The organism is Dactylosporangium thailandense (genome assembly GCF_059739745.1).
This window is the reverse complement of record NZ_AP029195.1, coordinates 7,279,320-7,302,648: the sequence shown is the minus strand read 5'-3', so window position 1 is coordinate 7,302,648 and position 23,329 is coordinate 7,279,320. Positions and strand designations below refer to the sequence as shown.

24 protein-coding genes and 1 pseudogene are annotated in these 23,329 nt (G+C 74.1%); 16 read left to right on the top strand and 9 right to left on the bottom strand.

Features of this window, described 5'->3' with window-relative positions; all coding sequences use genetic code 11:
• Positions 1-41: 41 nt before the first annotated feature.
• From AC6JBM_RS32340 to AC6JBM_RS32330, 3 genes are all read left to right on the top strand, one after another.
• Positions 42-839: an NAD-dependent epimerase/dehydratase family protein gene (locus AC6JBM_RS32340; RefSeq protein WP_497977805.1), complete on the top strand. Its 798-nt coding sequence runs from the start codon at positions 42-44 to the stop codon at positions 837-839.
• Positions 840-901: 62 nt separating this feature from the next.
• On the top strand, positions 902-1,168 hold the full coding sequence (locus AC6JBM_RS32335; protein WP_497977804.1) for a DUF1330 domain-containing protein: 267 nt from the start codon (positions 902-904) through the stop codon (positions 1,166-1,168).
• 30 nt (positions 1,169-1,198) lie between these two features.
• Positions 1,199-1,660 (top strand): TspO/MBR family protein, encoded by a 462-nt coding sequence (locus AC6JBM_RS32330; RefSeq protein ID WP_497977803.1) that lies wholly within the window; start codon positions 1,199-1,201, stop codon positions 1,658-1,660.
• A 26-nt stretch (positions 1,661-1,686) separates the two neighbouring features.
• Here the strand turns inward: AC6JBM_RS32330 and AC6JBM_RS32325 are convergent, their stop codons facing one another.
• Both AC6JBM_RS32325 and AC6JBM_RS32320 read right to left on the bottom strand, forming a co-directional pair.
• A complete protein-coding gene (locus AC6JBM_RS32325; protein ID WP_433085581.1) occupies positions 1,687-1,923 on the bottom strand; it encodes a hypothetical protein in 237 nt (78 codons plus the stop codon).
• Positions 1,924-2,023: 100 nt separating this feature from the next.
• On the bottom strand, positions 2,024-3,811 hold the full coding sequence (locus tag AC6JBM_RS32320) for an ABC transporter ATP-binding protein (RefSeq protein WP_497977802.1): 1,788 nt from the start codon (positions 3,809-3,811) through the stop codon (positions 2,024-2,026).
• Between the two features lie 78 nt (positions 3,812-3,889).
• Here AC6JBM_RS32320 and AC6JBM_RS32315 point away from each other — a divergent pair, with 78 nt between their 5' ends.
• A complete protein-coding gene (locus tag AC6JBM_RS32315) occupies positions 3,890-4,309 on the top strand; it encodes a MarR family winged helix-turn-helix transcriptional regulator (protein ID WP_497986558.1) in 420 nt (139 codons plus the stop codon).
• A pseudogene (locus AC6JBM_RS32310) lies at positions 4,294-5,412 on the top strand (right-handed parallel beta-helix repeat-containing protein); the annotation flags it as partial. The gene AC6JBM_RS32315 and the pseudogene AC6JBM_RS32310, both read left to right, overlap by 16 nt.
• Before the next feature lie 175 nt (positions 5,413-5,587).
• Here the strand turns inward: AC6JBM_RS32310 and AC6JBM_RS32305 are convergent.
• On the bottom strand, positions 5,588-5,887 hold the full coding sequence (locus tag AC6JBM_RS32305) for an antibiotic biosynthesis monooxygenase family protein (RefSeq protein ID WP_497977801.1): 300 nt from the start codon (positions 5,885-5,887) through the stop codon (positions 5,588-5,590).
• Positions 5,888-5,974: 87 nt separating this feature from the next.
• Between AC6JBM_RS32305 and AC6JBM_RS32300 the strand changes: the two genes are divergently transcribed.
• The 3 genes from AC6JBM_RS32300 (at position 5,975) to AC6JBM_RS32290 (ending at position 9,055) form a co-directional block, all read left to right on the top strand.
• Complete coding sequence (locus AC6JBM_RS32300) at positions 5,975-6,562, top strand: TetR/AcrR family transcriptional regulator (protein ID WP_497977800.1); 588 nt, start codon at positions 5,975-5,977, stop codon at positions 6,560-6,562.
• A gap of 106 nt (positions 6,563-6,668) precedes the next feature.
• Positions 6,669-7,442, top strand: a complete 774-nt coding sequence (locus AC6JBM_RS32295) for a S1 family peptidase (RefSeq protein ID WP_497977799.1) — start codon at positions 6,669-6,671, stop codon at positions 7,440-7,442.
• 26 nt (positions 7,443-7,468) lie between these two features.
• Positions 7,469-9,055, top strand: coding sequence for a methyl-accepting chemotaxis protein (locus AC6JBM_RS32290; protein ID WP_497977798.1), 1,587 nt, complete (start codon positions 7,469-7,471; stop codon positions 9,053-9,055).
• A gap of 7 nt (positions 9,056-9,062) precedes the next feature.
• On the opposite strand, the gene AC6JBM_RS32285 is transcribed toward AC6JBM_RS32290, so the two are convergent.
• From AC6JBM_RS32285 to AC6JBM_RS32275, 3 genes are read right to left on the bottom strand one after another with little or no spacing between them, the layout of a single operon-like run.
• On the bottom strand, positions 9,063-10,322 hold the full coding sequence (locus AC6JBM_RS32285; protein ID WP_497977797.1) for an aldehyde dehydrogenase family protein: 1,260 nt from the start codon (positions 10,320-10,322) through the stop codon (positions 9,063-9,065).
• A 25-nt stretch (positions 10,323-10,347) separates the two neighbouring features.
• Entirely contained in the window at positions 10,348-11,169 is an 822-nt protein-coding gene (locus AC6JBM_RS32280; RefSeq protein WP_497977796.1) for a class I SAM-dependent methyltransferase, read from the bottom strand.
• 21 nt (positions 11,170-11,190) lie between these two features.
• Positions 11,191-12,084, bottom strand: a complete 894-nt coding sequence (locus AC6JBM_RS32275) for a serine/threonine-protein kinase (protein WP_497977795.1) — start codon at positions 12,082-12,084, stop codon at positions 11,191-11,193.
• A gap of 98 nt (positions 12,085-12,182) precedes the next feature.
• On the opposite strand from AC6JBM_RS32275, the gene AC6JBM_RS32270 reads away from it, so the two are divergent.
• Both AC6JBM_RS32270 and AC6JBM_RS32265 read left to right on the top strand, forming a co-directional pair.
• Positions 12,183-14,528, top strand: a complete 2,346-nt coding sequence (locus AC6JBM_RS32270) for a putative bifunctional diguanylate cyclase/phosphodiesterase (RefSeq protein WP_497977794.1) — start codon at positions 12,183-12,185, stop codon at positions 14,526-14,528.
• The gene (locus AC6JBM_RS32265; RefSeq protein ID WP_497977793.1) at positions 14,525-16,333 is read left to right on the top strand and encodes a diguanylate cyclase domain-containing protein; all 1,809 of its coding nucleotides are present in this window, start codon (positions 14,525-14,527) and stop codon (positions 16,331-16,333) included. Before AC6JBM_RS32270 ends, AC6JBM_RS32265 begins: the two co-directional genes overlap by 4 nt.
• On the opposite strand, the gene AC6JBM_RS32260 is transcribed toward AC6JBM_RS32265, so the two are convergent.
• The 3 genes from AC6JBM_RS32260 to AC6JBM_RS32250 form a co-directional block, all read right to left on the bottom strand.
• Complete coding sequence (locus tag AC6JBM_RS32260) at positions 16,308-17,552, bottom strand: RNA polymerase sigma factor (protein ID WP_497977792.1); 1,245 nt, start codon at positions 17,550-17,552, stop codon at positions 16,308-16,310. The two genes, AC6JBM_RS32265 and AC6JBM_RS32260, sit on opposite strands and share 26 nt — an antisense overlap.
• A 4-nt stretch (positions 17,553-17,556) precedes the next feature.
• Positions 17,557-17,907: a YciI family protein gene (locus AC6JBM_RS32255; protein ID WP_350618228.1), complete on the bottom strand. Its 351-nt coding sequence runs from the start codon at positions 17,905-17,907 to the stop codon at positions 17,557-17,559.
• Between the two features lie 81 nt (positions 17,908-17,988).
• Entirely contained in the window at positions 17,989-18,843 is an 855-nt protein-coding gene (locus AC6JBM_RS32250; RefSeq protein ID WP_497977791.1) for an aldo/keto reductase, read from the bottom strand.
• A gap of 172 nt (positions 18,844-19,015) precedes the next feature.
• Here AC6JBM_RS32250 and AC6JBM_RS32245 point away from each other — a divergent pair, with 172 nt between their 5' ends.
• The 6 genes from AC6JBM_RS32245 to AC6JBM_RS32220 all read left to right on the top strand — a co-directional run bounded on the left by AC6JBM_RS32245 (position 19,016) and on the right by AC6JBM_RS32220 (position 23,320).
• On the top strand, positions 19,016-19,219 hold the full coding sequence (locus AC6JBM_RS32245; protein WP_350618232.1) for a hypothetical protein: 204 nt from the start codon (positions 19,016-19,018) through the stop codon (positions 19,217-19,219).
• A gap of 195 nt (positions 19,220-19,414) precedes the next feature.
• The gene (locus tag AC6JBM_RS32240) at positions 19,415-20,086 is read left to right on the top strand and encodes a siderophore-interacting protein (RefSeq protein WP_497977790.1); all 672 of its coding nucleotides are present in this window, start codon (positions 19,415-19,417) and stop codon (positions 20,084-20,086) included.
• Between the two features lie 90 nt (positions 20,087-20,176).
• Positions 20,177-20,932, top strand: a complete 756-nt coding sequence (locus AC6JBM_RS32235) for an SDR family NAD(P)-dependent oxidoreductase (RefSeq protein WP_497977789.1) — start codon at positions 20,177-20,179, stop codon at positions 20,930-20,932.
• Entirely contained in the window at positions 20,929-21,852 is a 924-nt protein-coding gene (locus tag AC6JBM_RS32230) for an aldo/keto reductase (RefSeq protein ID WP_497977788.1), read from the top strand. The genes AC6JBM_RS32235 and AC6JBM_RS32230 overlap by 4 nt, the downstream gene beginning before the upstream one ends.
• On the top strand, positions 21,849-22,658 hold the full coding sequence (locus tag AC6JBM_RS32225; protein ID WP_497977787.1) for an amidohydrolase family protein: 810 nt from the start codon (positions 21,849-21,851) through the stop codon (positions 22,656-22,658). Before AC6JBM_RS32230 ends, AC6JBM_RS32225 begins: the two co-directional genes overlap by 4 nt.
• The gene (locus tag AC6JBM_RS32220; protein WP_497977786.1) at positions 22,649-23,320 is read left to right on the top strand and encodes a FadR/GntR family transcriptional regulator; all 672 of its coding nucleotides are present in this window, start codon (positions 22,649-22,651) and stop codon (positions 23,318-23,320) included. Before AC6JBM_RS32225 ends, AC6JBM_RS32220 begins: the two co-directional genes overlap by 10 nt.
• The last annotated feature ends 9 nt before the right edge of the window (positions 23,321-23,329 follow it).

The following is a 23,329-nucleotide window of genomic DNA, read 5'->3' as shown; positions in this document are numbered from 1 at the left end:
AGTATTGGTCCCGGAATCACCATACTCGCAGAGGAGCCGTCATGATCCTGGTCACGGGCGCCACCGGCCTTGTCGGACGCCATCTCGTCGCCGCGCTGCAGGCCGGAGGGCACGCCGTGCGGGCCGTCAGCCGCGCCGCAGGCGGCACCGCCGAGGAAGCCCTGCGCGCGGGCGGCGTGCACGCGCTGTTCCTGCACCCGCGGGCGGTGGGGGAGCGGGCGGGTGAGCTCGCCGCCCTGGCCCGGGAGTGCGGGGTGCGGCGGGTCGTCGCGCTCTCCGCGATGAACGTCGACGAGCCGCCCGAGCACCAGCCGTCCCGCCTCGCCGGCGACCGCAACCGGGAGGCCGAGCGGGCCGCGGCCGGGAGCGGGCTGCCATGGGCCGCCCTGCGCGCGAGCTCGTTCGCCGCGAACACGGTCCGCGCCTTCGGGCCGCAGCTGCGGGCCGGGGACGTCGTGCGGTACGCCTTCCGCGCCTTCGAGGAGTCGCTCGTCGACGAGCGGGACCTCGCCGAGGTCGCGGCCCGGGCGTTGCTGGGGGCCGGTGACGGCGTGCTCGAGCTCACCGGGCCGCAGTCGCTCAGCCACGGCGAACAGGTCGCGATCCTCGGCGCCGTGCTCGGCCGGCCGCTGCGGTTCGAGGAGGTCCCGGCGGAGGCGGCCGCGCGGGCGATGGCCGCGGGCGGGCTGCCCGGCCCGTTCGCCGAGGCGCTCATGGCCCGCTACCGGCGCCACCTCGACCGGCCGCAGCACCCGCCGACCGATGGCGTGGCCGCGGTGCTCGGCCGCCCCGCGCGCACGTTCGCCGAGTACGCCGCCGACCACCGCGCCGCCTACTGACGCGGTCGCACGGACCGGCGGGCGGCTTCGTCGCGCTCCGCGGGGTGTGCTTGGCTGTCGCGGTGACGGAACTGCTGCTGGTGGCGCTGGTCGACCTGGTGTCGGAGGACTCGGCGCGCTACGAGGACGAGGTCCTGGCCCTGCTGCCCCGCCACGGCGGGACCCTCGAGCGCCGGCTCACCACCGGCCGCGAGGAGGTGCAGGTCATCCGGTTCGCCTCGCGCGAGGGCCTGACGGCGTTCACCGAGGACCCGGATCGGCAGGCGCTGCGGGAGCGCTACGGTGCCGCGGTCCCCGCCACCCGCGTGCTCGAGGTGACGCCGAGGTGAGTTGACCGCGGCGGTGGGTACCAGCAGGGCATGCACGTTCCCACATGGCTCAGGACGACCGCCGCGGTCACGGCCGCGGCCGGGATCGGGTCGCTGGTGACGCGGCCCGGGGACCCGTGGTACCGGCGGCTCGAGAAGCCCTCGTGGCAGCCGCCCCGGCAGGCGTTCCCGCTGGTGTGGACGCCGCTGTACGGGCTGATCGCCTTCGCCGGGGCGCGGGCGCTCGACGCCCGCCGGGGCCCGGGGCAGCGCTCGTTCGCCGCCGCCTACGGGGCCAACCTGGCGCTCAACGCGGCGTGGACGGCGATCTTCTTCGGGGCCCGCCGGCCCCGCGCCGCGCTGGCCGAGATCGCGCTGCTCAACGCGTCGAACCTCGACCTGCTGCGGCGGGCCTGGCAGGCGGACCGGACGGCCGGGGCCGCCCTGGTCCCCTACGTGGCCTGGACCGGCTTCGCGACCGCCCTGAACGCGGCGATCGCGCGCCGGAACTGACGCTCAGCGGGGCGCAGCGCTCAGGCTCAGCGGTTGCGCTGCTTCCACGTCGCCAGGCCGGCCTCGAGGCGGCGCTGGTTGCGGGAGCCGCCGAGGCCGCGCTTGGCCTTGGCGTACAGCCACAGCCCGCCCCCCACCACCAGGGCGCCGACGATGAGGTAACCGAGCACGCTGAGCAGGGCGTGGAACACCCACACGGCGATCGCGCCGACCACGAACAGGCCCACGACGACCGCGACGGCACCAATCAGGAAACGACCCATGCCACCAAGCATGCCCCGGCCGCGCCACCCCCGTCATCAGGGAGTTCCCGGACTCCGGCGATCGGGGCACGGCGATCGGGCACACGGTGTGGCCCGCCGCTCAGGCCGCCAGCGTCGCGTACGCCCCGTCCGCGGCCAGCAGCCCCGCGTGCGTGCCCCGCTCGACGACGCGCCCGTGGTCGACGACCGCGATCTGGTCGGCGTCGCGGACCGTCGAGAGCCGGTGGGCGATCGTGATCGTGGTCCGGCCTCGGGCCAGGTCGTCGAAGGCCCGCTGGACGGCGCGCTCGGTCTCGTTGTCCAGCGCGCTCGTGGCCTCGTCGAGGACCAGGACGCGCGGGTCGCGCAGCAGGGTGCGGGCGATCGCGATGCGCTGCTGCTCGCCGCCGGAGAAGCGGTACCCGCGCGAGCCCACGACCGTGTCGTAGCCCTCGGGCAGGGCGGCGATGAGCTCGTGGATCTGCGCCGCGCGTGCCGCGGCCTCGATGTCGGCGTCGGACGCGTCCGGCCGGGCGTAGCGGAGGTTCTCGCGGACGGTCGTGTGCAGCAGGTAGGTCTCCTGGCTCACCACGCCGACGATGCCGGCGAGGTCGGTCAGGCTCAGGTCGCGCAGGTCCACGCCGTCGATGGTGATGCGGCCGGCGCCGGGGTCGTGCAGGCGGGCGATGAGCGCGGCGATCGTGCTCTTGCCCGAGCCCGTCTCGCCGACGAGGGCCAGTGAGGTGCCGGCCGGCACGTCGAGGCTGACGCCCGCCACCGCGGCCGAGTCGCTGCCGGGGTAGGTGAAGGTGACGTCCTCGAAGCGCAGGTGGCCGCGGACCTCGGGCAGGCGCTTCGGGTGCTCGGGCTCGGCCACCTCGACGGGCAGGTCGAGGTATTCGAAGATCCGCGCGAACAGCGCCAGCGAGCTGGTGAGCTGGACGCCGACCCCGAGCAGGGCCATGAGCGGGCGGAACAGGCCGGCCTGCAGCGAGGTGAACGCCACCAGGGTGCCGATGCTCAGCGTCCCGGCCGTCATCGGCAGCCCGGCGCTGAGGTAGATGACCGCGGGGATGGCCGCGAAGATGATGCTCATCGAGGCCATCCGCCAGCGGCCGGCCAGCTCGGAGCGCAGCTCCAGGTCGATCAGGCGCTCGGAGGACTCGGTGAAGCGGCGCACGACCGCGCCGCCCGCGCCCATCGTCTTGGACAGGCGCACGCCGCTGACGGACAGGCCCTCCTCGATGGTCACGTTGAGGTCGGCCAGCTCGCGCTGGCGCTGGGCGGTGATCTCGCGGCGCATGCTCGCGACCCGGCGGGTCAGGTAGATCGCGGGCGGCAGCACGACGAGGGAGACGAGCGACAGCCGCCAGGACAGCGCCGCCATGGCGACGGCGGTGGCGACCGTGGTGGTCAGGTTCGAGGCGATCGAGGTGGCGGTGTTGGTGACGACCGCCTCCATCCCGCCGATGTCGTTGGTGATGCGGGACTGCACCTCGCCGGTGCGGGTGCGGGTGAAGAAGCCGACGGACTGCCGCTGCAGGTGCGTGAACACGTCGACGCGCAGGCGGTGCATGACCAGCTGGCCGACCTTCGTCGACTGCCAGGTCTGGATCACGCCGAGCGCGGAGGTCACGGCGGCGACGGCGACCATGCCGAGCACCAGCCAGACCAGCAGGCGGACGTCCCGGGCCGGCAGCGCGCGGTCGATGACCTCGCGCAGCAGGAACGGCGAGGCCATCGAGAGGATGGACGACGCCACGATGATGAGCACGACGGCGGCCAGGCGGCCGCGGTGCCGGGTGAACAGCCGGCCGATGCGGGCCAGCGAAACCTGCTTGGCCTGCGCCTTCTCGGCGGCGGAGAGCTTGCGGGACCCGCGCGGGCGGGTGGGGGGATTGGGCTCCAAGGGGAGCTCCCTTCTGTCGGATATGCTGAGGGTACCTCACTATGAGGGAACAACACAAACCGCTGGTATCGTGTTCCCGTGGAGGACGAGAACCTCTCGGAGCTGTTCTGGAGCGTCGCGCGGCGGCTGCGGCACCAGTCGCACGAGTCGCTGCAGCCGTTCGGGATCACGCCCGGGCAGGGGCGCGCGTTCCTCGTGCTCGCCAAGCACGGCACCATGCGGCTCAGCGAGCTGGCCGACCACCTGCGCATCGCCCCGCGCTCGACCACCGAGGTCGTCGACGGGCTGCAGGAGCGCGGGATGGTGCAGCGGCTCCCCGACCCCGCCGACCGCCGGGCCACCCTGGTGCGCCTGACGCCCGCGGGCGAGGACGCGGCCGGGCGGATCAAGGCGGAGCGGGGAGCACAGGGAGAGCGCTTCTTCGCGGCGCTGCCGGAGCGGGATCGGGCCGAGCTCGCGCGCATACTCACGGCCCTGCGGGTATCCGACTCCCCGTGATCAACGCGCTCGACCACGGCCTCGCCGGCGACGGTGTCACCAACGACCAGCCGGCGCTGCAGAAGCTGGTCGACTCCAGCCCGCCGGGCGAGGTCATCTACTGCCCGGCGGCGACGTACGCGATCCGGGACGCCGGCACCGTCTGGCGCACCGGCGTGTCGCTCGTCGGCGACGGGCCGTCGGCCACGCGGTTCCTGCTGTCCAACCCGGGCGCGCCGGGCACCCCGACGCCGCTGGCGTTCTGGACCGCCCTGCAGCACGGCGCCGCCCCGGAGCGCCCGATCGCCGACGTGACCTTCGCCGGCTTCGAGATCGACGGCTCGCAGCTGCGCCTGCCCACCTACGACGTGCTCGCCAAGGGCCTGGGGCTGCAGTACGTCCTGAGAGGCTCCTTCCGCGACCTCTATATCCACGACACCCCGGCGACCGGGTTCGGCTGCGACTTCCTGCAGGACTGCACCGTGGAGCGCGTCGTCGCCGTGCACTGCGGCCGGCTCGACACGGGCTGGGAGAAGGGCGGCGCGGGGATCGGGATCGGCGTCGGCGGCTGGGGCACGGTCGAGCGGCTGACCGTCACCGAGTGCGTGACCCGGCGCAACGGCACCAACGGGATCTTCGTCGAGCTGCAGGACGCGACCTGGACGCCGCCGCGCGGGATTCGGATCGTGGGGTGCCACGCGGAGGACAACAAGTACGGGATCTCGGACTGGGGCGCCGACGGCCTGCTCGTCTCCGGCTGCACCATGATCGGCAACCACACCGCGGGCTTCGACGTGTCCGGCCAGGGCACCACGCACGTGGCCGGGCGCTACGGCGTGGTGACCGGCTGCCTGGTCGACTCGAACGCGGGCGACGGGGTGAGCATCGGCAACACCCCCGGCGGCTACACGGTCACGGCGTCACGGATCAGCCGCAACGGGGGCAACGGCTACCGCCAGCACAACCTCCCCGGCGCCATCTCGGTCCCGGCGAGCGACGTGGTGCTGGACGGCAACGACATCTGGGACAACGCGGGCGACGGCATCCGGCTCGACGGCGAGCTGATCGACCCGTTCCTCGTGGGCAACCGCATCCGGGGCAACGGCACCGCGGGTCACCCGGCCGCGGGCATCCGCGTGAACGCCCGGGTTCGCTCGGCGACGATCCGCAACCAGCGCATCTGGGACCGCGGCACGCCGCCGACCCAGCTGGCCTCGCTGCGCGTCACGCCGGACGGCGAGCTGGCGGACCCGGTCTACACCGACATGCCCGCCGCGCTGTGAGGCCGGTCGGCGACCGTCACGGGCCGGCGTGGACGACCTCGAACAGGCCGGGGGTCGACGGGTAGTCGCGCCACTGCGGCGCCGAGACCAGCGCGCGGAACCCGTCGTCGTGGGCGGCGCCGTGGGTCTGCGGGCTCGTCCAGACGGCGACGTTGACGTAGCGGTAGCGCGTCCCGTAGCCGAGCGCCCGGTGCAGGGTGTGGCGCACGTAGCCGGGCTTGACCCGCATGTACTCGTTGACCTCCTGCCACCGGGCCAGGAAGTCCTCGTCGCGCTCCGGGGCGACCTCGAACAGGTTGACGAACGTGACCGACATGACCGACTCCTCTTCACTGCACAGGTGTGCACTTAATACACTCGGGTATAGTGAACGGCGATGTCAAGGGGCGACGGGAGGCGTGTGGTGGCCGGCACGGATGGGCGGGTGGCGCAGCGGCGGCGCACCCGCAAGGCGATCGTCGACGCGGCCGCCCGGCTGCTCGCCGATGGGGGTGAGCCGTCGGCCGCGGACATCGCGGCGGCGGCCGAGGTGTCGCGGCGGACGGTGTATCTGCACTTCCCGACGCTCGACCAGCTGCTCATCGACGCGACCGTCGGGGCGATGCGGGTCGACGTCGACGCGGCGCTGGACGCCGTGCCGGAAGACGATCTCGAGGCGCGGGTGCTCGCGCTGGTGGACGCGATGTTCGCCGACATGGAGACCGTCCTGCCCCTGGGGCGGCGGCTGGTCCGGCTCACCGTCGACGCGCCGCCGGACGACGGGGAGCCCCGCCGGGGGTACCGCCGCGTCCAGTGGATCGAGCGGGCCGTCGGGCCGGCGCGGGAGCGGCTCGGGCCCGAGCGGTTCGAGCGACTTGTCTCGATGCTCGCGATCGTCATCGGCTGGGAGGCGTTCATCGTGCTCTTCGACGTGCGCGGGCTCACTGTGGCGGAGGCGCGCGAGACCTGCCGGGCGGCCGCGGTGGCGATCGTGCGCGCACAAGACGCATAAAAGTCGCGGTGGTGATCGTTTGCGCACAAGGCGCGTAAAGGCTGCGGTGGCGATCGTGCGCGTGCAAGGTGCATAAAAAGCCGTAAATGTGGAGACGAGCTTGGACATGACGTCACGGTTCACTCGCCTGGTCGCCTTCACCGCAGTGGTGGCGGCGGCCGGGATGAGCCTCGCCACACCCGCCAACGCCGTCGCGAACGGCAACCCGGTGCCGGAAGGGCGGTACCGGTTCGCGGTGAAGCTGACCATGACCGACATCCCCAAGCCCGACGGGACCCACTACGGCAGCGCCTGCTCGGCGGCCCTCCTGTCGCCGTGGTGGATCATCACCGCCGGGCACTGTTTCCACGACCCGCAGCGCAACCCCGTCTCCGGGCCGGTGCCCTACGAGACCACCGCGACGGTCGGGCGCGCGGACCTGTCGCGCCGCGGCGGCCACGTGGTGCACGTGGTCTCCGTGCGGCAGGGCCCGAGCGGCGACATCGCGATGGCCAAGCTCGCGAAGCCGGTGTACGACATCGTGCCGCTGCGGGTGGCCGAGAAGGCCCCCGCGGTCGGCGACGTGCTGCGCATCACGGGGTGGGGCAAGCTCGTGTCCACGGACACGGCCCCGGCCGGGCACCTGCAGACCGGGCAGGTCAAGGTGTCCGCGGTCGCCCCGGGCACGATCGGGGTGAAGGGCTACCGCCCGGCGCCCGACACGAGCGCGTGCGAGTACGACTCGGGCGCGCCCTACTTCGCGGAGACCGGCCGCAACGCCAGGTTCCCGGTGCTCGCCTCGGTGGAGAGCACCGGCCCCTCCTGCCCGCACGACCAGGAGGAGGCCACCACCCGGGTGGACCCCCTCCACGACTGGATTCGCGGAACACTGCTCACGTAGCCGGGCCCTCGGCCGATTGGTCGGGCATGGTCCGCAATCTGCCGATCGCCGCGAAGCTCGCCTCGACCGTCGCGGTCGTGTGCGTCCTGCTCGTGGGGGTCGGGGTCCTGGGCATCGTGCAGCTCGCCGGTGCCCAGGACCGGCTGCACCTGATGTACACCGACAACCTCCAGGACGTGGCGGACCTCGACGACGTCGGGCTGTCCTTCAAGACCGTCCAGTCCGAGGTCGCCAACATGGCGCTGTCCTCGACGCCGGCCGACATGGCGACCGCCCTGCGCAACATCCAGCAGTCGAACGCGGCCCTGGACACGGCGTGGGCCAAGTTCATCGCGCTGCCCGCCGCCGGTGAGCTGAGCGACCGGGGCGCCTTCGAACAGGCCCTCGCCGACTACCGCACGGTGCTGCAACAGGAGCTGCTGCCGCTGGCCCAGGCCTCGACCACCGACGAGGCCAAGATCACCGAGATCCGCAAGACGAAGGCCGACCCGCTGACCGTCGCCGCCCAGGCCGCGCTCGACCGGCTCAACGCGGCCGTCGACGTCAAGTCCCAGAACACGCTGAGCGCGTCGCAGAGCTCGTACGAGCGCTCCCGCCTGCTCATCATCGGCATGATCGTCGCGGCCGTCGTGCTCGCGGCCGTCCTCTCCTCGATCGTCAGCCGCATGATCTCCCGCCCGCTGCGCGAGACGGTCCGCGTGCTCGAAGCCGTCGCCGAGGGCGACCTCGGGGGCCGGCTGCGGGTCGCCGGCCGCGACGAGGTGGGCCGGATGGGCGACGCGCTGAACCGGGGCCTCGAGCGCCTCGGCGGCTCCCTGCGCGAGGTCGACGGGAACGTGGGCCGGGTCTCCACCGCGGCCGCCCAGCTCACCAGCGCGGCCGGGGCCATGAACGACAGCGCGGCCCGCTCGTCGGGCGAGGTGCACCTGGCCTCGGAGGCCACCGACGGCATCACGCAGGACATCGGTACCGTCGCCACCGGCTCCGAGGAGATCGGCGCCTCGATCCAGGAGATCGCCCGCAGCACCTCCGACGCCGCGGCCACCGCGGACCGGGCCGTGCACGAGGCGGCGGAGGCGGCGACGGTACTGGGCAGTCTCGGCCAGTCCTCCCGCGAGATCGAGACCGTCGTCAAGCTCATCACCTCCATCGCCGAGCAGACGAACCTGCTGGCGCTGAACGCCACGATCGAGGCCGCCCGCGCCGGGGACGCCGGCAAGGGCTTCGCCGTCGTCGCGACCGAGGTGAAGGACCTGGCCCAGGAGACGGCCCGCGCGACCGAGGACATCGTCCAGCGCGTCGGGGCCATCCAGCGAGACTCGGCCGCGGCGGTGTACGCCATCGAGTCGATCAGCGAGGTGATCACGACCATCCGCGACGCCCAGGCGAGCATCGCGGCGGCGGTCGAGGAGCAGTCGGCCACGACGGCCGAGATGAGCCGCACGGTGAGCCAGGTCGCGGGCCGGGCCAGCCAGATCAGCACGAACGTCAACGGCGTGGCGGCCGCGGCCGACGAGACCACGGGCATCGCGAGGAGCACGGCCACCACGGCCGAGGAACTGAACCAGGTCGCGGGCGATCTACGCCGCACCGTGGCCGTGTTCCGCTACTAGTCGAGTCCTAGTCGAGGTCGGCGAGCCGATCCGCCGGCACCACCGCGTACTGCCGCAGCGAGAGGTCCCGGAACGTCACCGGCCCCCGGGGCCCCGGCACGCGGTCGATGTTGATCCCCGTCTCGGGCACGTTGAGCAGCTTGAACCCGTCCAGCAGCCGGGTCGTGGCGTTCCAGAACGCGCCGGTGCCGGCGTAGGCGCCGAGGAACTCCCGGGCCGCCGCCGCGTCCTCGGTCACGATCCCCGCGGCCAGCCCCGACGTCTCGTCGTTGGCCAGGCGCGCGGCGGCGAGCGGGGAGTCGACGGGCGCCACGGTGATCGTCGCCTCGCGGTCGGAGTCCAGCGCCCACTCGTAGCCCAGCGCGTGCGCGTGCGGCGGCAGCGAGACGGCGATCCGCGGCGCCACGGCCTCGGTGACCCGCGGCACCAGGTCCTCGTAGTGCGAGCGGTGGATGAGCAGCAGGTTGAGCCGGTTGCACACGCCGAGCCGGTCGAGGCCCGCGGTGATGAGCGCGAACGCCTTGCCGAGGTCGGCCGCCGCGTCGATGTAGAGCACGCCGCCGCCGTCGGCGTGGGCCAGGGTGCGCACGCCCCGCAGCGCCGCCTTCTCGGCCAGGGTCCGGGTGCTCTCGCCGCTGCCGCGCAGGATCACCAGCGGGACCAGGCCCGGCTGGGACACCAGGGCGTCGGCGGTCTCGCGGCCCCGGGCCCGGATGAGCTGCACCGCGGCCGGGTCGAGGCCGGCCTCGGCCAGGGCCGGCGCGACGATCTCGTCCATGAGCGCGATCGCCGAGGCCAGGGCGGCCGAGCCGGTGCGCAGCACCCCGCCGTTCTGGCTCTTGATCAGCTGCGAGGCGACGTCGACGGTTACGTTGGGGCGGGCCTCGTAGTTGGCGCCGATGACGCCGACCGGGCGCCGCCACTCCTGCAGCACCAGGCCGCCGCCGAGCTCGCGGACCGTCCGGCGGGCCGGCTCCGGCTCCACGTCGGCGAGGATGTTCAGCTGCTCGGCCATGCCGGCCAGCCGGGCCTCGTCGAGGCGGAGCCGGTCGAGCAGGCCGCCGCTCATCCCGCCGGCCTCGGCCGCGGCCACGTCGGCGCGGTTGGCCTCGAGGATCGCGTCCGGGCCGGCGGCGAGGCGGCGGGCCATCCCGCGCAGGGCCTCGTCGATGGTCTTGGCCGGCGCCGCGGCGAGCGAGGCGGCCGCGGCGCGGGCGGCACGGGCGGCCTCGGCCACGACCTGGTTGACGTCCTGCTCCTCGCCCACGGCACGGCCTCCCAAAGGATGAGATCTACGGTTTACGCGCCTGCAGAGTGTATGTAAGCGGCAGACGCGCACGCCCCTCGGCCAGCCGGTACTCACCCTCCGCGTCCTCGACCGTCCGCCCCGGGTAGCAGTCCCACGGGCAGCTGTCGTGCTCCTCCAGCATCGTGAGCTGGAGCCCCTCGGCGAGCAGCGCGCTCACGATCTCGCCCAGCCCGTGGTTCCACGAGTGGGTGACGTTGTGCTGGAACTGCGCGGTCGTGTCGACGTAGGAGCCGGCCTCCTCCCACACCAGGGGCTCCGGCGTCTCGAAGTACGGGAAGCTGAGGACCAGCAGATCGTCCTTGCGCGTCTCGTCGATCGCCCACAGCACGGGATGGCCCTCGCGGATGAACAGCCGCCCGCCGGGGCGCAGCAGGGTCGCCACGACCCCGGCCCACCGGCGGATGTCGGGCAGCCAGCACAGGGCGCCGACCCCGGTGTACACCAGGTCGAACGCGCCCGCCTCGAGCACCCCGGGGGCGCCGTAGACGTCCGACTCCACGTAGTCGATGTCCGCCCCGGCCCGCTCGGCCAGGGCGCGCGCCTCGGCCAGGGACGCGGGGGAGAAGTCGAGACCGGTGACCCGCGCGCCCAGCCGGTGCAGGGAGAGCGTGTCGGTGCCGATGTGGCACTGCAGGTGCACGGCCCGCAGCCCGCGCACGTCGCCGAGGCGGGGCCGGTCGAAGCGCACGACGTCGCTGAGGTGCTCCGGGTCGTCGAAGCCCCGCAGGTTGTACCCGCGCGACGCCGCATGCGCCGGTGCCCGCTCGTCCCACTGCGCCCGGTTGAGCTGGAAGGAATCGTCCACAGGGCGACCCTCACACGGCGGTCAAGCGGATATCGCCTCCGTCGTCGCGTGCAGGGTCGGCGACATGGCGTGCGGGTGCAGCACGGGCGGCACGTGTACCGGCACGTCGACCGCGGCCGACAGGATCAGGGCGAGCGCCACGCTGGTCGGCCGCGCCTCCGGCAGCTTGTCCAGGCTCGCCTCGCAGACCTCGAGGACCTCCTCGGGCATCCCGGCGATCTGCGGCAGCGGCTCGGGCGGGACATGGCGGTGGGCGTGCAGCATCTGCTCGTCGGTGTCGGCCGGGAACGGCAGCCGCCCGGTCAGGCACTGGTAGAGCAGGACCCCGACCGCGTACACGTCGGCCGGCGGGGCCGCTGCCGCGCCCGGCAGCAGGCGCTCGGGCGCGAGGTACGCCGGCGTCCCCATCAGCGTCCCGTCGGGCAGCTGGTCCGCCTGCCCGGTGCGGGCGGCCACCCCGAAGTCGAGGATCTTGGCTCCGGCCGGGGTCAGCACCACGTTGGCCGGCTTGATGTCGCGGTGCACGACGCCGTGCCCGTGGGCCGCGGCCAGGCCCGCCCCGACCTCCGCGCACACCCGGCCGGCGACCTGCCAGTCCAGCGGCCCCTCGTTCATCACGGCGTCCAGCGGCTGGCCCTCGACCAGCTCCATCACCAGGTACGCGGTCCCGCGCCCGGCCCGCCGCGAGGTGCCGAAGTCGTACACCGACACGACGTTCGGGTGCGCGAAGCGGGCGCCGGAGCGGGCCTCGTTGCGGGCCCGGTCGAACGCCTCGGGGTCCGCGGTGTGCTCGGGGGTGAGCAGTTTCACGGCGACCTCACGGTCCAGGACCTCGTCGTGCGCCTCCCAGACGCTGGCCATGCCACCTTCGCCCAGCTTGCGCCGCAGTCGGTACCGTCCGCCGAGAACCCGCACATCATCCTGTTTCCCCCGCGGCGGCCGGTTCAAAAGACCAACCGCGGGACACCGCCCGTGCACCGGATGCGCAACCCGCGGCCGGTGAGCTGGTAGGCATGCATGGACGCGCCCGGCTCCTGGTCGCGGCCGGTGCCGCCGCGATCGTGGGATCGTCGCTGGCCGCCGGCCCGCTCGCCCGCGTCCTGTGGATGCTCGGCTGCCTGGCCGGGGCCGCCCCGCTGCTGCTGCGGATGGCCCGCGACCGCCGCTCGGTCGCGCCCGCGTGGCGGCTCGTCGGCGCCGGGTTCGCCGCCCGGCTGCTCTCCGACCTGGTGTGGACGATCGAGGCGCTGACCCACCACGGCCAGGTGCCCTTCCCGTCGTGGAACGACCTCGGGTACCTGACCTCCTACGCCCTGCTCATCGCCGGGCTCATCGGCGCCGCCGGGGGACGGGCCCGGCTCGCCCTGCTGGACGCGTCCATCGTGGTGGCCGGGTTCGCCGTCATCGACTGGATGCTGCTGCTGCATCCGTACCTGCACCACACGGCCATCGGCCCCCTCGCGCTGAGCCTCGCGCTCGTGTACCCCGTCTGCGACCTGGTCCTGTTCGCCGTCGTCGTGCGCGTGCTGCTCTCCGGGGCGGCCCGCAACCGCGCGAACCGGCTGGTGCTCGCGGGCGCCGGGCTGCTGCTCGCGGCCAACACGATCTTCTTCGCGCACGCGGCGGCCGGCTCCACCCGCGACGTGGCCTGGCTCGACAACGCGCTCTGGCTCTGCTCCTACCTGGTGCTCGGCCTGGCCGGGCTGCACCCGCGGCTGGCCGGCGAGCGCCCGGCCGTGCCCGCGGCGGCCACCGAGGTCGTCTCCTCGCGCCGGCTGCTGCTCTTCGGCGCGGCCACGCTGCTCGGCCCGGCCGCGACCGTCTACCGGCTCCTCACCACCGACGGCCTGCGCGGCTCGGGGGAGTGGCAGCACCTCATCGTGCCCTCGGTCCTCGCCGCGGTGCTGTCGGTGCTGCTCGTCACGCGCCTCGGCGGCCTGGCCCGGCTCGCCCAGCGCCGCCAGGCCGAGCTGGAGGCGAACGGGCGCCGGCTGCAGGCCGCGCTCGACGAGCGGGCGGCGCTGGAGGACCAGCTGCGCCACGGCGCCCTGCACGACCCGGTGACCGGGCTGGCCAACCGGGCACTGCTCGCGCAGCGCATGGAGTGGAGCCTGGACCGGGCGGACGGCGCCGCCGGGCCCCGGCACGCGCTGCTGCTGCTCGACCTCGACCGGTTCACCGACCTCAACGACGCCCACGGGATCGCGTTCGGCGACGAGGTGCTCATCGCGCTGGCGCACCGCCTGCGCGCGGTCGCGGCGCCCGGGGACACCCTGGCCCGGCTGGGCGGCGACGAGTTCGCGCTCTTCGTGGAGCACGGTGCCGCGCCGGGGTCGCAGGAGCGGGCCGAGCAGCTCGCCGAGCTCCTGCGGGCCGAGGTCAAGGCGCCGCTGCGGGTCGGCGGGCGGGTCGTGCACCTCGCGGCCAGCATCGGGCTCGTGCACCTCGACGGGCAGGACCCGCGCGAGGCCGTGGCCGATGCCGAGCTGGCCCTGCGCGCCGCCAAGCGGGGCGGGCGCGACCGCGTGGTGCCGTACCGATCGGAGCTCAGAAGCGCCCGGGAGACCTTCACGCGGATCAGCGCCGGGCTGCGGCACGCGATCGAGCGCGGCGAGCTCGCCGTGCACTACCAGCCGGTGGTCGAGCTGCCGGGCGCGCGGATCGTGGCCGTGGAGGCGCTGCTGCGGTGGACGCCGGCGAGCGGGCCGGTGCCGCCGGACGCGTTCATCCCCGTCGCCGAGGAGACCGGGCTCATCGTGCCCATCGGCGCCTGGGTGCTGGAGCGGGCCTGCCGGGACGCCCGCGGCTGGTACGAGCGCTTCGGCACCTCGATCACCGTGAACGTCTCGGTGCGCCAGCTCGCCGAGCCCGGCTTCGCCGACGAGGTCCTGGCGGTGCTGGACCGCACGGGGCTGCCGGCGCGGGCCCTGGTCCTGGAGATCACCGAGTCGGTGTTCGCCGGGGAAGCCGACGCGCTGCCCGGCGCGCTCGGGCGGCTGCGTGGGCACGGGGTCCGCATCGCCATCGACGACTTCGGCACCGGCTACTCGTCGCTGTCGTACCTCAACCAGCTCCCCGTCGACATCCTCAAGATCGACCGCTCGTTCGTGCCGACCGGCCCCGGGCCCGACGGCGACCACGCCTTCACCCGGGCCGTGCTCCAGCTCGGCAGCAGCCGCCGCCTGCCCGCGATCGCCGAGGGCATCGAGACCGCCGAGCAGGCCGAGGTGCTGCACGGGCTCGGCTGCCGGCTGGCGCAGGGGTACCACTTCGCCCGGCCCGGCCCGGCCGAGCACCTCGAGGCCGCCTTCGCCCGGCTGAACCCGGCCCGCGACGCGGCGGCGGGGCGGTCCGGTTGAGCCGGGGACTCGCCGCCGTGCGCCGCGACCCCTGGGTGCGGGCCCTGGTCGCGGCCGGCGGCGTGCTCGTGCTCTGGTTCCTGCTCGGGCTCGGCTCCGACGCCGCGCAGGTCCGGCTCTTCTGGTCGCTGCTGCCGCTGACCGACCTGCTGCTCTGGCACGCCTCGCGCCGGGTCACCCGGATGGACCTGCCCGCCGACACGCGGCGGTTCTGGCGTGCGGTGAGCCGGACCTCGCTGCTGTTCCTGCTCGGCGACGCCAGCCAGACGGTCGTCGCGTGGGCACGCCCGGGGGCGGCCGCGGCCGTGCCCAACGCGTTCCAGGCCGGCGCGATCCTCGTGGGCGTCGCGTACATCGTGTGGATCATGCTGACCCACCCCGGCCGCCTGCTGACGCGGGCGGCGCGGCTGCGCTTCTGGCTCGATGCCGCCTCGGTGCTCGTCGGCGTGGCCGTGCTGGCCTGGCTGCTGCTCCTGCCGGCGCAGACCGGGCGGCCGGTCGGGGCCCTGGTCGCCCTGCTGCTGGGCACGGCGATCATCCTCGTGGCCGGCTTCGCCGCGGTGAAGCTGATCCTGAGCGGCAACGCGCCGCTGACCGTCGTCGCCGCGGCGCCGATGCTGGCGGCGGGCGTGCTGCAGGGGGCGGCCGGGTCGCTCGTGTCGCCCGGCTCGGCGCACCTCGGCGTGCTGCTCGGCGCCCAGTTCCTGTCGTCGGTCCTGCTGGTGCTCGGCCCGCGCCTGCAGGAGGTCTGCGGCCCGCCGGTCCCCGCGGCCCAGCGGGTGCCGAAGCCCTACAGCCTGCTGCCGTACACGACGCTGGCGGGCATGTTCGCCGGGCTGCCCTTCGTCCTGCGCAACGGCGTCGGGGCCGACACGTGGATCCTGCTCGGCGGGCTCTTCGTCGCCACCGTGCTGGCCGTCAGCCGGCAGCTGCTCGCCTTCGCCGAGAACGCGGCCCTCGTGCGCGAGCTCAAGGGTCAGGAGCAGCGGATGAGCAGCCTGCTGGCGCATTCGACCGACATCACCTCCCTCGTCGGGGTCGACGGGACCCTGATGTACGTGTCGCCGGCCACCGAGCGGCTGCTGGGCAAGGAGCCGGCGCTGGTGCTCGGCACGCCCGTCGTCGCGCACATCCACCCGGACGACCTGCGGATCTTCCTCCCGGCCATGGACGAGCTGCGCTCGGCGCCGGACGCCACGGTTACCTACCAGGTCCGCTACGCCCACGCGGACGGCTCCTGGCGCTGGCTCGACGTGGTCAGCCGGAACCTGCTGCACGTGCCGGGCGTCGGGGCCTACGTGAGCAACGCCCGCGACGCCACCCAGGCCCGGCTCCTGCAGGACGAGCTGCGGCACCAGGCCACGCACGACGGCCTGACGGGGCTGGCCAACCGGGCGCTCTTCGACGCCCGCCTCGCCGCCGCGGACTCGCACAGCGCCGTGCTGCTCGTCGACCTGAACGACTTCAAGCTCGTCAACGACACCTACGGGCACCACGCCGGCGATGCGGTGCTGGTCGCGGTGGCCGAGCGCCTGGCCGCGGCCACACCGTCGCCGGGCCTCGCGGCGCGGCTGGGCGGCGACGAGTTCGCCGTGCTGCTCCCGGACGCGGACGGGGAGGTGGCGGCGGGCACGGCCGCGCGCTTCCTGACCCTGATGGAGGCCCCGGTCCGGGTCGATGACCGGCTCCTGCCGATTCGCGCGAGCGTCGGCTTCGCCGAGGGCCCGCCGGGCGACCCGGACGGTCTCCTGCGGCGCGCGGACGCGGAGATGTACCGCCTCAAGCGGATGACGCGCGTCTCGTGAACACCGCGCGCTCGGCGTCGTTCCTGGTCAGCCGGGCGGCCTCGGCGAACGCGGCCCGCGCCTCCGCGGTGCGGCCCAGGCGCTCGAGCATCTCGCCGCGCGCGGCCGGCAGGTGCGGGTAGCCGGGCAGGCGCAGCCCGTCGAGCAGCTCCAGGCCCGCGGCCGGGCCGTCGGCCATCCCGACCGCCACGGCCCGGTTGAGCTCGACGACGGCCGACGGGGCGACGTGGGACAGCAGGCGGTACAGCGCGGCGATGCGGGACCAGTCCGTGTCCTCGAACGTGCGCGCCCGGGCGTGACCCGCGGCGATCGCGGCCTGCAGGCCGTAGGGGCCGAGCGTGCCCAGCTCCTCGGCGCGCGCCAGGGCGGCCAGCCCGCGCCGGATCAGCAGCCGGTCCCAGCGGCGCCGGTCCTGGTCGGCCAGCAGCACGGGGCGGCCCTCGGCATCGGTGCGGGCGCCGATCCGGGAGGCCTGCAGCTCCATCAGCGCCGTCAGGCCGTGGACCTCGGGTGCGCCGGGCATCAGCCCGCACAGCACCCGGCCCAGGCGCAGGGCCTCCTTCGCCAGCTCGGGCCGCGCCCAGTCCGCGCCCGCGGTCGCCGAGTAGCCCTCGTTGAAGATCAGGTAGACGGTCCCGAGCACCGCCGACAGCCGCGCCGGCGCCTCGCTCGCCGGCGGCAGCTCGAACGCCACGCCCCGCAGCGCCTTCTTGGCCCGCAGGATCCGCTGCGAGACCGTCGCCTCCGTGGTCAGGAAGGCCCGGGCGATCTCGTCCGTGCGCAGGCCGCCCAGCATCCGCAGGGTGAGGGCGACCTGCGACTCGGTCGTCAGCGACGGGTGGCAGGCGGTGAAGATCAGCCGCAGCGTGTCGTCGCCGATGTGGTCGTCGAGGGCGTCGACGATCGCCGTTTCCTCGCTGAAGCCGTCCTCGGCCCCGACGACGGCGAGCTTGCGGCGGTAGGTCTCCTGGCGCCGCAGGTAGTCGATCGCCCGGTGCTTGGCCGTGGCCATGAGCCACGGGCCGGGATCGTCCGGCACGCCCCGGCCCGGCCACTGCTCCAGGGCCACCACCAGGGCGTCCTGGGCCAGCTCCTCGGCCACCCCGACGTCACGGACCAGCCGGGCGAGCGCGCCGATGATGCGGGCGGACTCGATGCGGTAGACCGCCTCCACCACGCGGCGCACGTCCGGGGGGTCTGAGCGCCGGTTCGGGCTCATCCGCTCAGAACTCCATGACCTGCAGGATGCGGCAGGAGCCCGCCCACTCGGGCCACAGGTCGCGGTGGACCTTCATGAAGCGGCTGCACCACTCGACCGCCTCCTCCTTGGAGCGGACCTCGTAGACCGCGTAGCTGATCATCTCCTTGGTCTCCGTGAACGGCCCGTCGGTGACGGTCAGGTCGCCGCCGGTCACGGTGATCCGCGCGCCGGCCGCGCTCGGCAGCAGGCCGGCGTTGTCGATCAGGGCGCCCGCGGCCGTCGCCTCCTCGCCGAGCTTCATGATCGCTTCCATGAGCCCGGCGGGGGGCGGCGTCTGGGGCTGGGTCGCCTCGAGCAGCATCACGTACCGCACAACAGTCTCCTCACGCGAAGTGGTCCTTCATCCCCTCCTCGAAGGGGAGGGCCCGGATCCGACATCGCGCCCGGATTCTTTTTACGCGTTGCGGGTGATGTCCGAGACCTCCTGGGCCGTCAGCTTGATGCCGGCGGCGGCGATGTTGTCCTCGAGGTGCCCGACCGACCCGGTGCCGGGGATCGGCAGGATCGAAGACGAGCGGGCCAGCAGCCAGGCGAGCACGATCTGGCGGGGCGAGGCCTCGTACTTCTTCGCGACCGCCTCGATCGTGGCGTTCCCGTCGAGGTTCTGGATCGGGGCCCAGGGCAGGAAGACGATGGACTCCTGCTCGCACAGGTCGACCAGCGACTCCGAGCCGCGGTCGTCGACGTTGTACCGGTTCTGGATGGACACCACCGGGGTGATCCGCTGCGCGGCCCGCAGCTGCTCCTCGCTGAAGTTCGACACGCCGATGTGCCGGATCTTGCCCTCGGCCTTGAGCTCGGCGATGGCCCCGACGGACTCCTCGAGCGGGACGCGGGGGTCGACGCGGTGGAACTGGTACAGCGTGATCGTGTCCACCCGCAGCTTGCGCAGGCTGCCCTCGAGCGCCTCGCGCAGGTGCTCGGGCCGGCCGTCGGGTGCCCACTGGTTCGGGCCGGACCGGGTCAGGCCGCCCTTCGTGGCGATGACGAGGTCGTCGGCGTAGGGGTGCAGGGCCTCGGCGATGATCTCCTCGCTGACGTCGGGCCCGTAGGAGTCGGCGGTGTCGATGAAGTTCACGCCCAGCTCGACGGCGCGGCGCAGGACCCGCTTGGCCTCCTCGCGGTCGCGGGGCGGCCCCCAGATCCCGTCGCCGGTGATGCGCATCGCGCCGAAGCCGAGCCGGTTGACGGTCAGGTCGCCGCCGACGTCGATCGTGCCCGCGTTCGCCGCGCTGCTCTGTGCTGACATGCGTCAGTTCTCCTTCGCTAGTCCTCGCCTTCGAATCTAGCCACGCATGCGGCCGGCCGCCGACGGCGCTGTGAGAATCCGGAGTGCCACGGCTCTGGATTAGTGCAGTTCACCCTGGGTACTGTGTCCCGACCCGCCCGTCCCGACCCGCCGAGCACTGGGAGTGAGCAGCATGAACGCGCATGACCCGACCGGAATCGACCCCAACAGCCCCGAGGCGGCGGCCCGCGAGGCGGCGCGCTTCGAGGCCGAGCGCAAGCAGAGCCTGGAGCACCAGCTGGCCCGCGGCGGCCGCGTGGACGACGGTGCCGTCGACTCCACCGGCCGCAGCATCCGTGACCCCCGCCGCGGAACGCAGCTGGACGAGGACATCTAGGAGGCGCCCGCGTGGCGTCCGCGGGCCCGGAGCCGGATTCGGCGCCGGGCCCTTGCGATGTCCGATGCGTTGACGCCGGGATGCGTTGACACCGGGATGCATTGACGCCGGGATGCATCGAAGCCGCGATGCATTGCGGCAATGCACCGAGCGAAGGTTCCGATATATCGCCGATAGACGGTAGCGTCCCCGGACATGAAGCTCTGGGAGATGCTGTTCGTGCGGGCCACGGTGGCCGAGGCCGAGCCCGCCACCGGGCGGTTCCGCCGGCTGCGCCTGCGGGCCGGCGCGCTGCGCGACGCCGAGTGGAAGCCGGGGCAGCAGGTGCGCGTCGACGTCGGCGCGAAGGGTGCCCTGGCGCCGCTGCTGCGGACGTACTCCGTATGGAGCCGTGAGGCCGACACCATCGAGCTGCAGGCGCTGCTGCACGGCGACGGGCCGGGCGCTCGCTGGATGGGCGCGGCCCGGCCCGGCGACGAGGTGCTGCTGAGCAAGCCCAAGGGCGACTTCGTGACCCGCTCGGCGCCGCACCACCTCTTCGTCGGCGAGGAGACGGCCTCGGTCGCGTTCGGCCCGATGCTGCGGGCGCTGCCGGCCGCCGAGCGGGCCGCGAGCCGGGTCGTGATCGAGGCCGAGCCCGCGGACCGGCTCGCCCTCGACGGGAACGTCACGTGGGTGTCGCGGGACGGGCTCGTCGATGCGGTACGGCGGCTGGCTCTTCCGGCGGAACCCGGGCAGGCTTATGTGGCCGGGGAGGCGCGCGCCGTGCAGGCCGTCAAGCAGCACCTCGTCCGCGACCGGGGCTGGCCGCGGCGATCGGTGCTGACCAAGCCGTTCTGGACGCCCGGCCGGCGCGGCATGGAGTAGTGACATCCGACCTATCGATGGTCGCCGACCCCTTGCGGGCCGTTCTCTCCGGCTGGTAGACAACAGTCCTCCGATGTTTGGGAGAGCTTCGTGACTGGAGAGTTCGACGGTCTCGCCGTCGTCGTGACCGGGGCCGCCTCCGGGATCGGCCTGGCCACCGCCCGCCACCTCGCCGCCCGCGGTGCCCGCGTCGCCGGCCTCGACCTGCGCACCGACGGCATCCCCGAGGGCGTCGCCGGCTTCGTCGCCGACGTGACCGACGACGCCGCCGTGCGCGCCGGCGTCGAGGCCGCGGCCGCCCGCCTCGGCGGCATCGACATCCTGGTGAACAACGCCGGCATCGGCGCGATCGGCACCGTGGAGGCCAACGCCGACGCGGAGTGGCACCGCGTCTACGACGTCAACGTCGTCGGCCTGGTCCGGGTCACCCGCGCCGCCCTGCCGCACCTGCGCCGCTCGGCCTGCGCCGCGATCGTGAACACCTGCTCGATCGTGGCGCACGCGGGCCTGCCGGACCGCGCCCTCTACAGCGCGACCAAGGGCGCCGTGCAGTCGCTGACCGCGGCCATGGCCGCCGACTACGTGCGCGAGGGGATCCGGGTCAACTGCGTCAACCCGGGCACCGCCGACACCCCGTGGGTGCGCCGGCTGCTCGACCAGGCCGCCGACCCCGGCGCCGAGCTCGCCGCGCTGCAGGCCCGCCAGCCCACCGGCCGGCTGGTCTCGGCCGAGGAGGTCGCGCACGCGATCGCCTACCTCGCGAGCCCGCTGGCCAGCGCGACCACCGGCGCCGTGCTGTCCGTGGACGGCGGCATGCACGGCCTGCGGGTCAGGCCCAGGACGTGACCGCGCTCGGGCTGGGCTGCGCCCAGCTGGGCAACCTGTGGCGCGAGCGCTCCGACGCCGAGGCCCGGGCCATCGTCGACGCGGCCTGGGAGTGCGGCATCCGCACCTTCGACACCGCCCCGCACTACGGCCTCGGCCTGTCGGAGCGGCGGCTCGGGGCGGCCCTCGCGGACCGGCCGCGCGCCGAGTTCACGGTGAGCACCAAGGTCGGCCGCCTGCTCGAGCCCGTCGACGGGGGCGGCGACGACCTGGCCGACGGGTTCGCGGTCCCGCGCACGCACCGCCGCGTCTGGGACTTCAGCCGCGACGGGGTGCGCCGCTCGCTGGAGGCGAGCCTGGACCGGCTCGGCCTCGACCGCGTCGACGTGGCCCTCCTGCACGACCCGGAGTTCCAGCCGGAGGCGGCGCTGCGGCAGGGCTTCCCGGCCCTGGCCGAACTCCGGGCCGAGGGTGTCGTGGGCGCGATCGGAGCGGGCTCGAAGGATGTCACCGTCCTGGCCCGGGTCGTCGCCGAGTGCGCGCCCGACGCGGTGATGGTGGCCGGACGGTACACCCTGCTGGAACAGCCGGCCCGTGACCTGCTCTCCGCGTGTGCCGCCACGGGGGTGTCCGTCCTCGCCGCCGGGGTGTTCAACAGCGGCCTGCTCGCCGAGGACGTGCCGCGGGCCGGCCTGCACTACGAATACGGCGACGCTCCGGCGGCACTCGTCGAGCGGGCGTCGGCCATCGCCTCCGTGTGCGCCTCGCTCGGCACGACCCTGCCGGCCGCCGCGATCGCCTTCCCGGGCCGCGACCCCTCCGTGGCCGCGGTGGTGCTCGGGGCCGACGACGCCGCTCAGGTGCGGCGCAACGCCGCGCTGTTCGCCGCACCGCCCCCCGATGCCCTGTGGGCCGACCTGGGCGCGCGGGGGCTGCTGTGATCGTCGACGCGCACCAGCACCTGTGGCACCTCGGCGAGGGCTACGACTGGCTCGACGCCCCCGGGCTGGCCCCGATCCGCCGTACGTTCACCCCGGCCGACCTGCGGGCCGAGCTCGCGGCCGCCGGGGTCGCGCGGACGGTGCTGGTCGAGGGCGGGCGATGCGACGCCGGCGAGGCCGCGGTGCTGTTCGCCCACGCCGCGGCGACGCCCGAGATCGCCGGGGTCGTCGCCTGGGACGATCCCGCGGTGCCCGGGTTCCGGGCGTATCTCGATCTGCCCGGCGCCGAGTACCTGGTCGGGCTCCGGGCTCAGGTGCAGGCCGAGGAGACGGACTACCTCTCGCGGGCCGACGTGCGGGCCGGGCTGGCCGCCTACGGCCGGGCCGGGCTCGTCTTCGACCTGGTGCTGCGGCCGGACCAGTTGCCCTCGGCGGCGGCCGTCGCGGCGGCGTGTCCCTCGGTCCGGTTCGTGCTCGATCACCTGGGCAAGCCGCGCGACTACCCCTCCTGGCGCCGCGACATCGCGGCGCTGTCGCGGATGCCCAACGTCACCGCCAAGGTGTCCGGGCTGTTCACCGAGGTCCCGGACGTCCGGCCCTATGTCGAGTTCGCGCTCGAGTGCTTCGGGCCCGAGCGGCTCATGTGGGGCTCGGACTGGCCGGTGTCGACCCTCGCCGTGTCCTACGCCGAGACCCTCGCGCGCACGCGGGCCCTGGTGGCGGCGCCCGAGGTGTTCTCGGCGACGGCGCGCGAGGTGTACGGGCTGGCCGAAGTACAGTCGCCGCGGAGGCAACAGTGGCACTGACCGACGAGGCCATCGACAAGATCAAGGGCATGATCACCTCGGGCGAGCTGGGCCCGGGCGACCGCCTGCCCAAAGAGGCGGACCTGGCCGAGCGCCTGGGCCTGTCGCGCAACTCCCTGCGCGAGGCCGTGAAGGCGCTGTCGATGATCCGGGTCCTGGACGTCCGCCAGGGCGACGGCACCTACGTGACCAGCCTGGCGCCCGACCTCCTGCTCGACGCCCTGAGCTTCGTCGTGGACTTCCACCGCGACGACACCGTGCTGCAGTTCCTGGAGGTCCGCCGCATCCTGGAGCCGGCCGCGACCGCCCTGGCCACGACGCGCATGACCGACGCGGACGTGGCCAACCTCCAGGCGGTCCTGGACGCGCTCGGCGACGCGCCGAGCATCGAGGCGCTGGTCGCCAACGACCTGGAGTTCCACCGGCTGATCGCCGCGGGCTCGGGCAACGCCGTGCTGTGCTCCCTGATCGACGGCCTGTCGGGCCCGACGACCCGCGCGCGCATCTGGCGCGGCCTGACCCAGGAGGGCGCGGCGGCCCGCACGCGCGAGCAGCACCAGGCCATCGTCGACGCGATCGCGTCCCGCCAGCCGGACCTGGCCCGCTCCTGGGCCTCGATCCACGTCGCCGGCGTCGAGGAATGGCTCCGCCGCGCCCTGTAGGGCTATGAT

Coding starts and splice junctions, on each gene's coding strand:
- AC6JBM_RS32340 (WP_497977805.1), top strand. CDS start 42: ATGATCCTGGTCACGGGCGCCACCGGCCTTGTCGGACGCCATCTCGTC.
- AC6JBM_RS32330 (WP_497977803.1), top strand. CDS start 1,199: ATGCACGTTCCCACATGGCTCAGGACGACCGCCGCGGTCACGGCCGCG.
- AC6JBM_RS32325 (WP_433085581.1), bottom strand. CDS start 1,923: ATGGGTCGTTTCCTGATTGGTGCCGTCGCGGTCGTCGTGGGCCTGTTC.
- AC6JBM_RS32305 (WP_497977801.1), bottom strand. CDS start 5,887: ATGTCGGTCACGTTCGTCAACCTGTTCGAGGTCGCCCCGGAGCGCGAC.
- AC6JBM_RS32295 (WP_497977799.1), top strand. CDS start 6,669: ATGACGTCACGGTTCACTCGCCTGGTCGCCTTCACCGCAGTGGTGGCG.
- AC6JBM_RS32290 (WP_497977798.1), top strand. CDS start 7,469: ATGGTCCGCAATCTGCCGATCGCCGCGAAGCTCGCCTCGACCGTCGCG.
- AC6JBM_RS32270 (WP_497977794.1), top strand. CDS start 12,183: ATGCATGGACGCGCCCGGCTCCTGGTCGCGGCCGGTGCCGCCGCGATC.
- AC6JBM_RS32260 (WP_497977792.1), bottom strand. CDS start 17,552: ATGAGCCCGAACCGGCGCTCAGACCCCCCGGACGTGCGCCGCGTGGTG.
- AC6JBM_RS32250 (WP_497977791.1), bottom strand. CDS start 18,843: ATGTCAGCACAGAGCAGCGCGGCGAACGCGGGCACGATCGACGTCGGC.
- AC6JBM_RS32245 (WP_350618232.1), top strand. CDS start 19,016: ATGAACGCGCATGACCCGACCGGAATCGACCCCAACAGCCCCGAGGCG.
- AC6JBM_RS32240 (WP_497977790.1), top strand. CDS start 19,415: ATGAAGCTCTGGGAGATGCTGTTCGTGCGGGCCACGGTGGCCGAGGCC.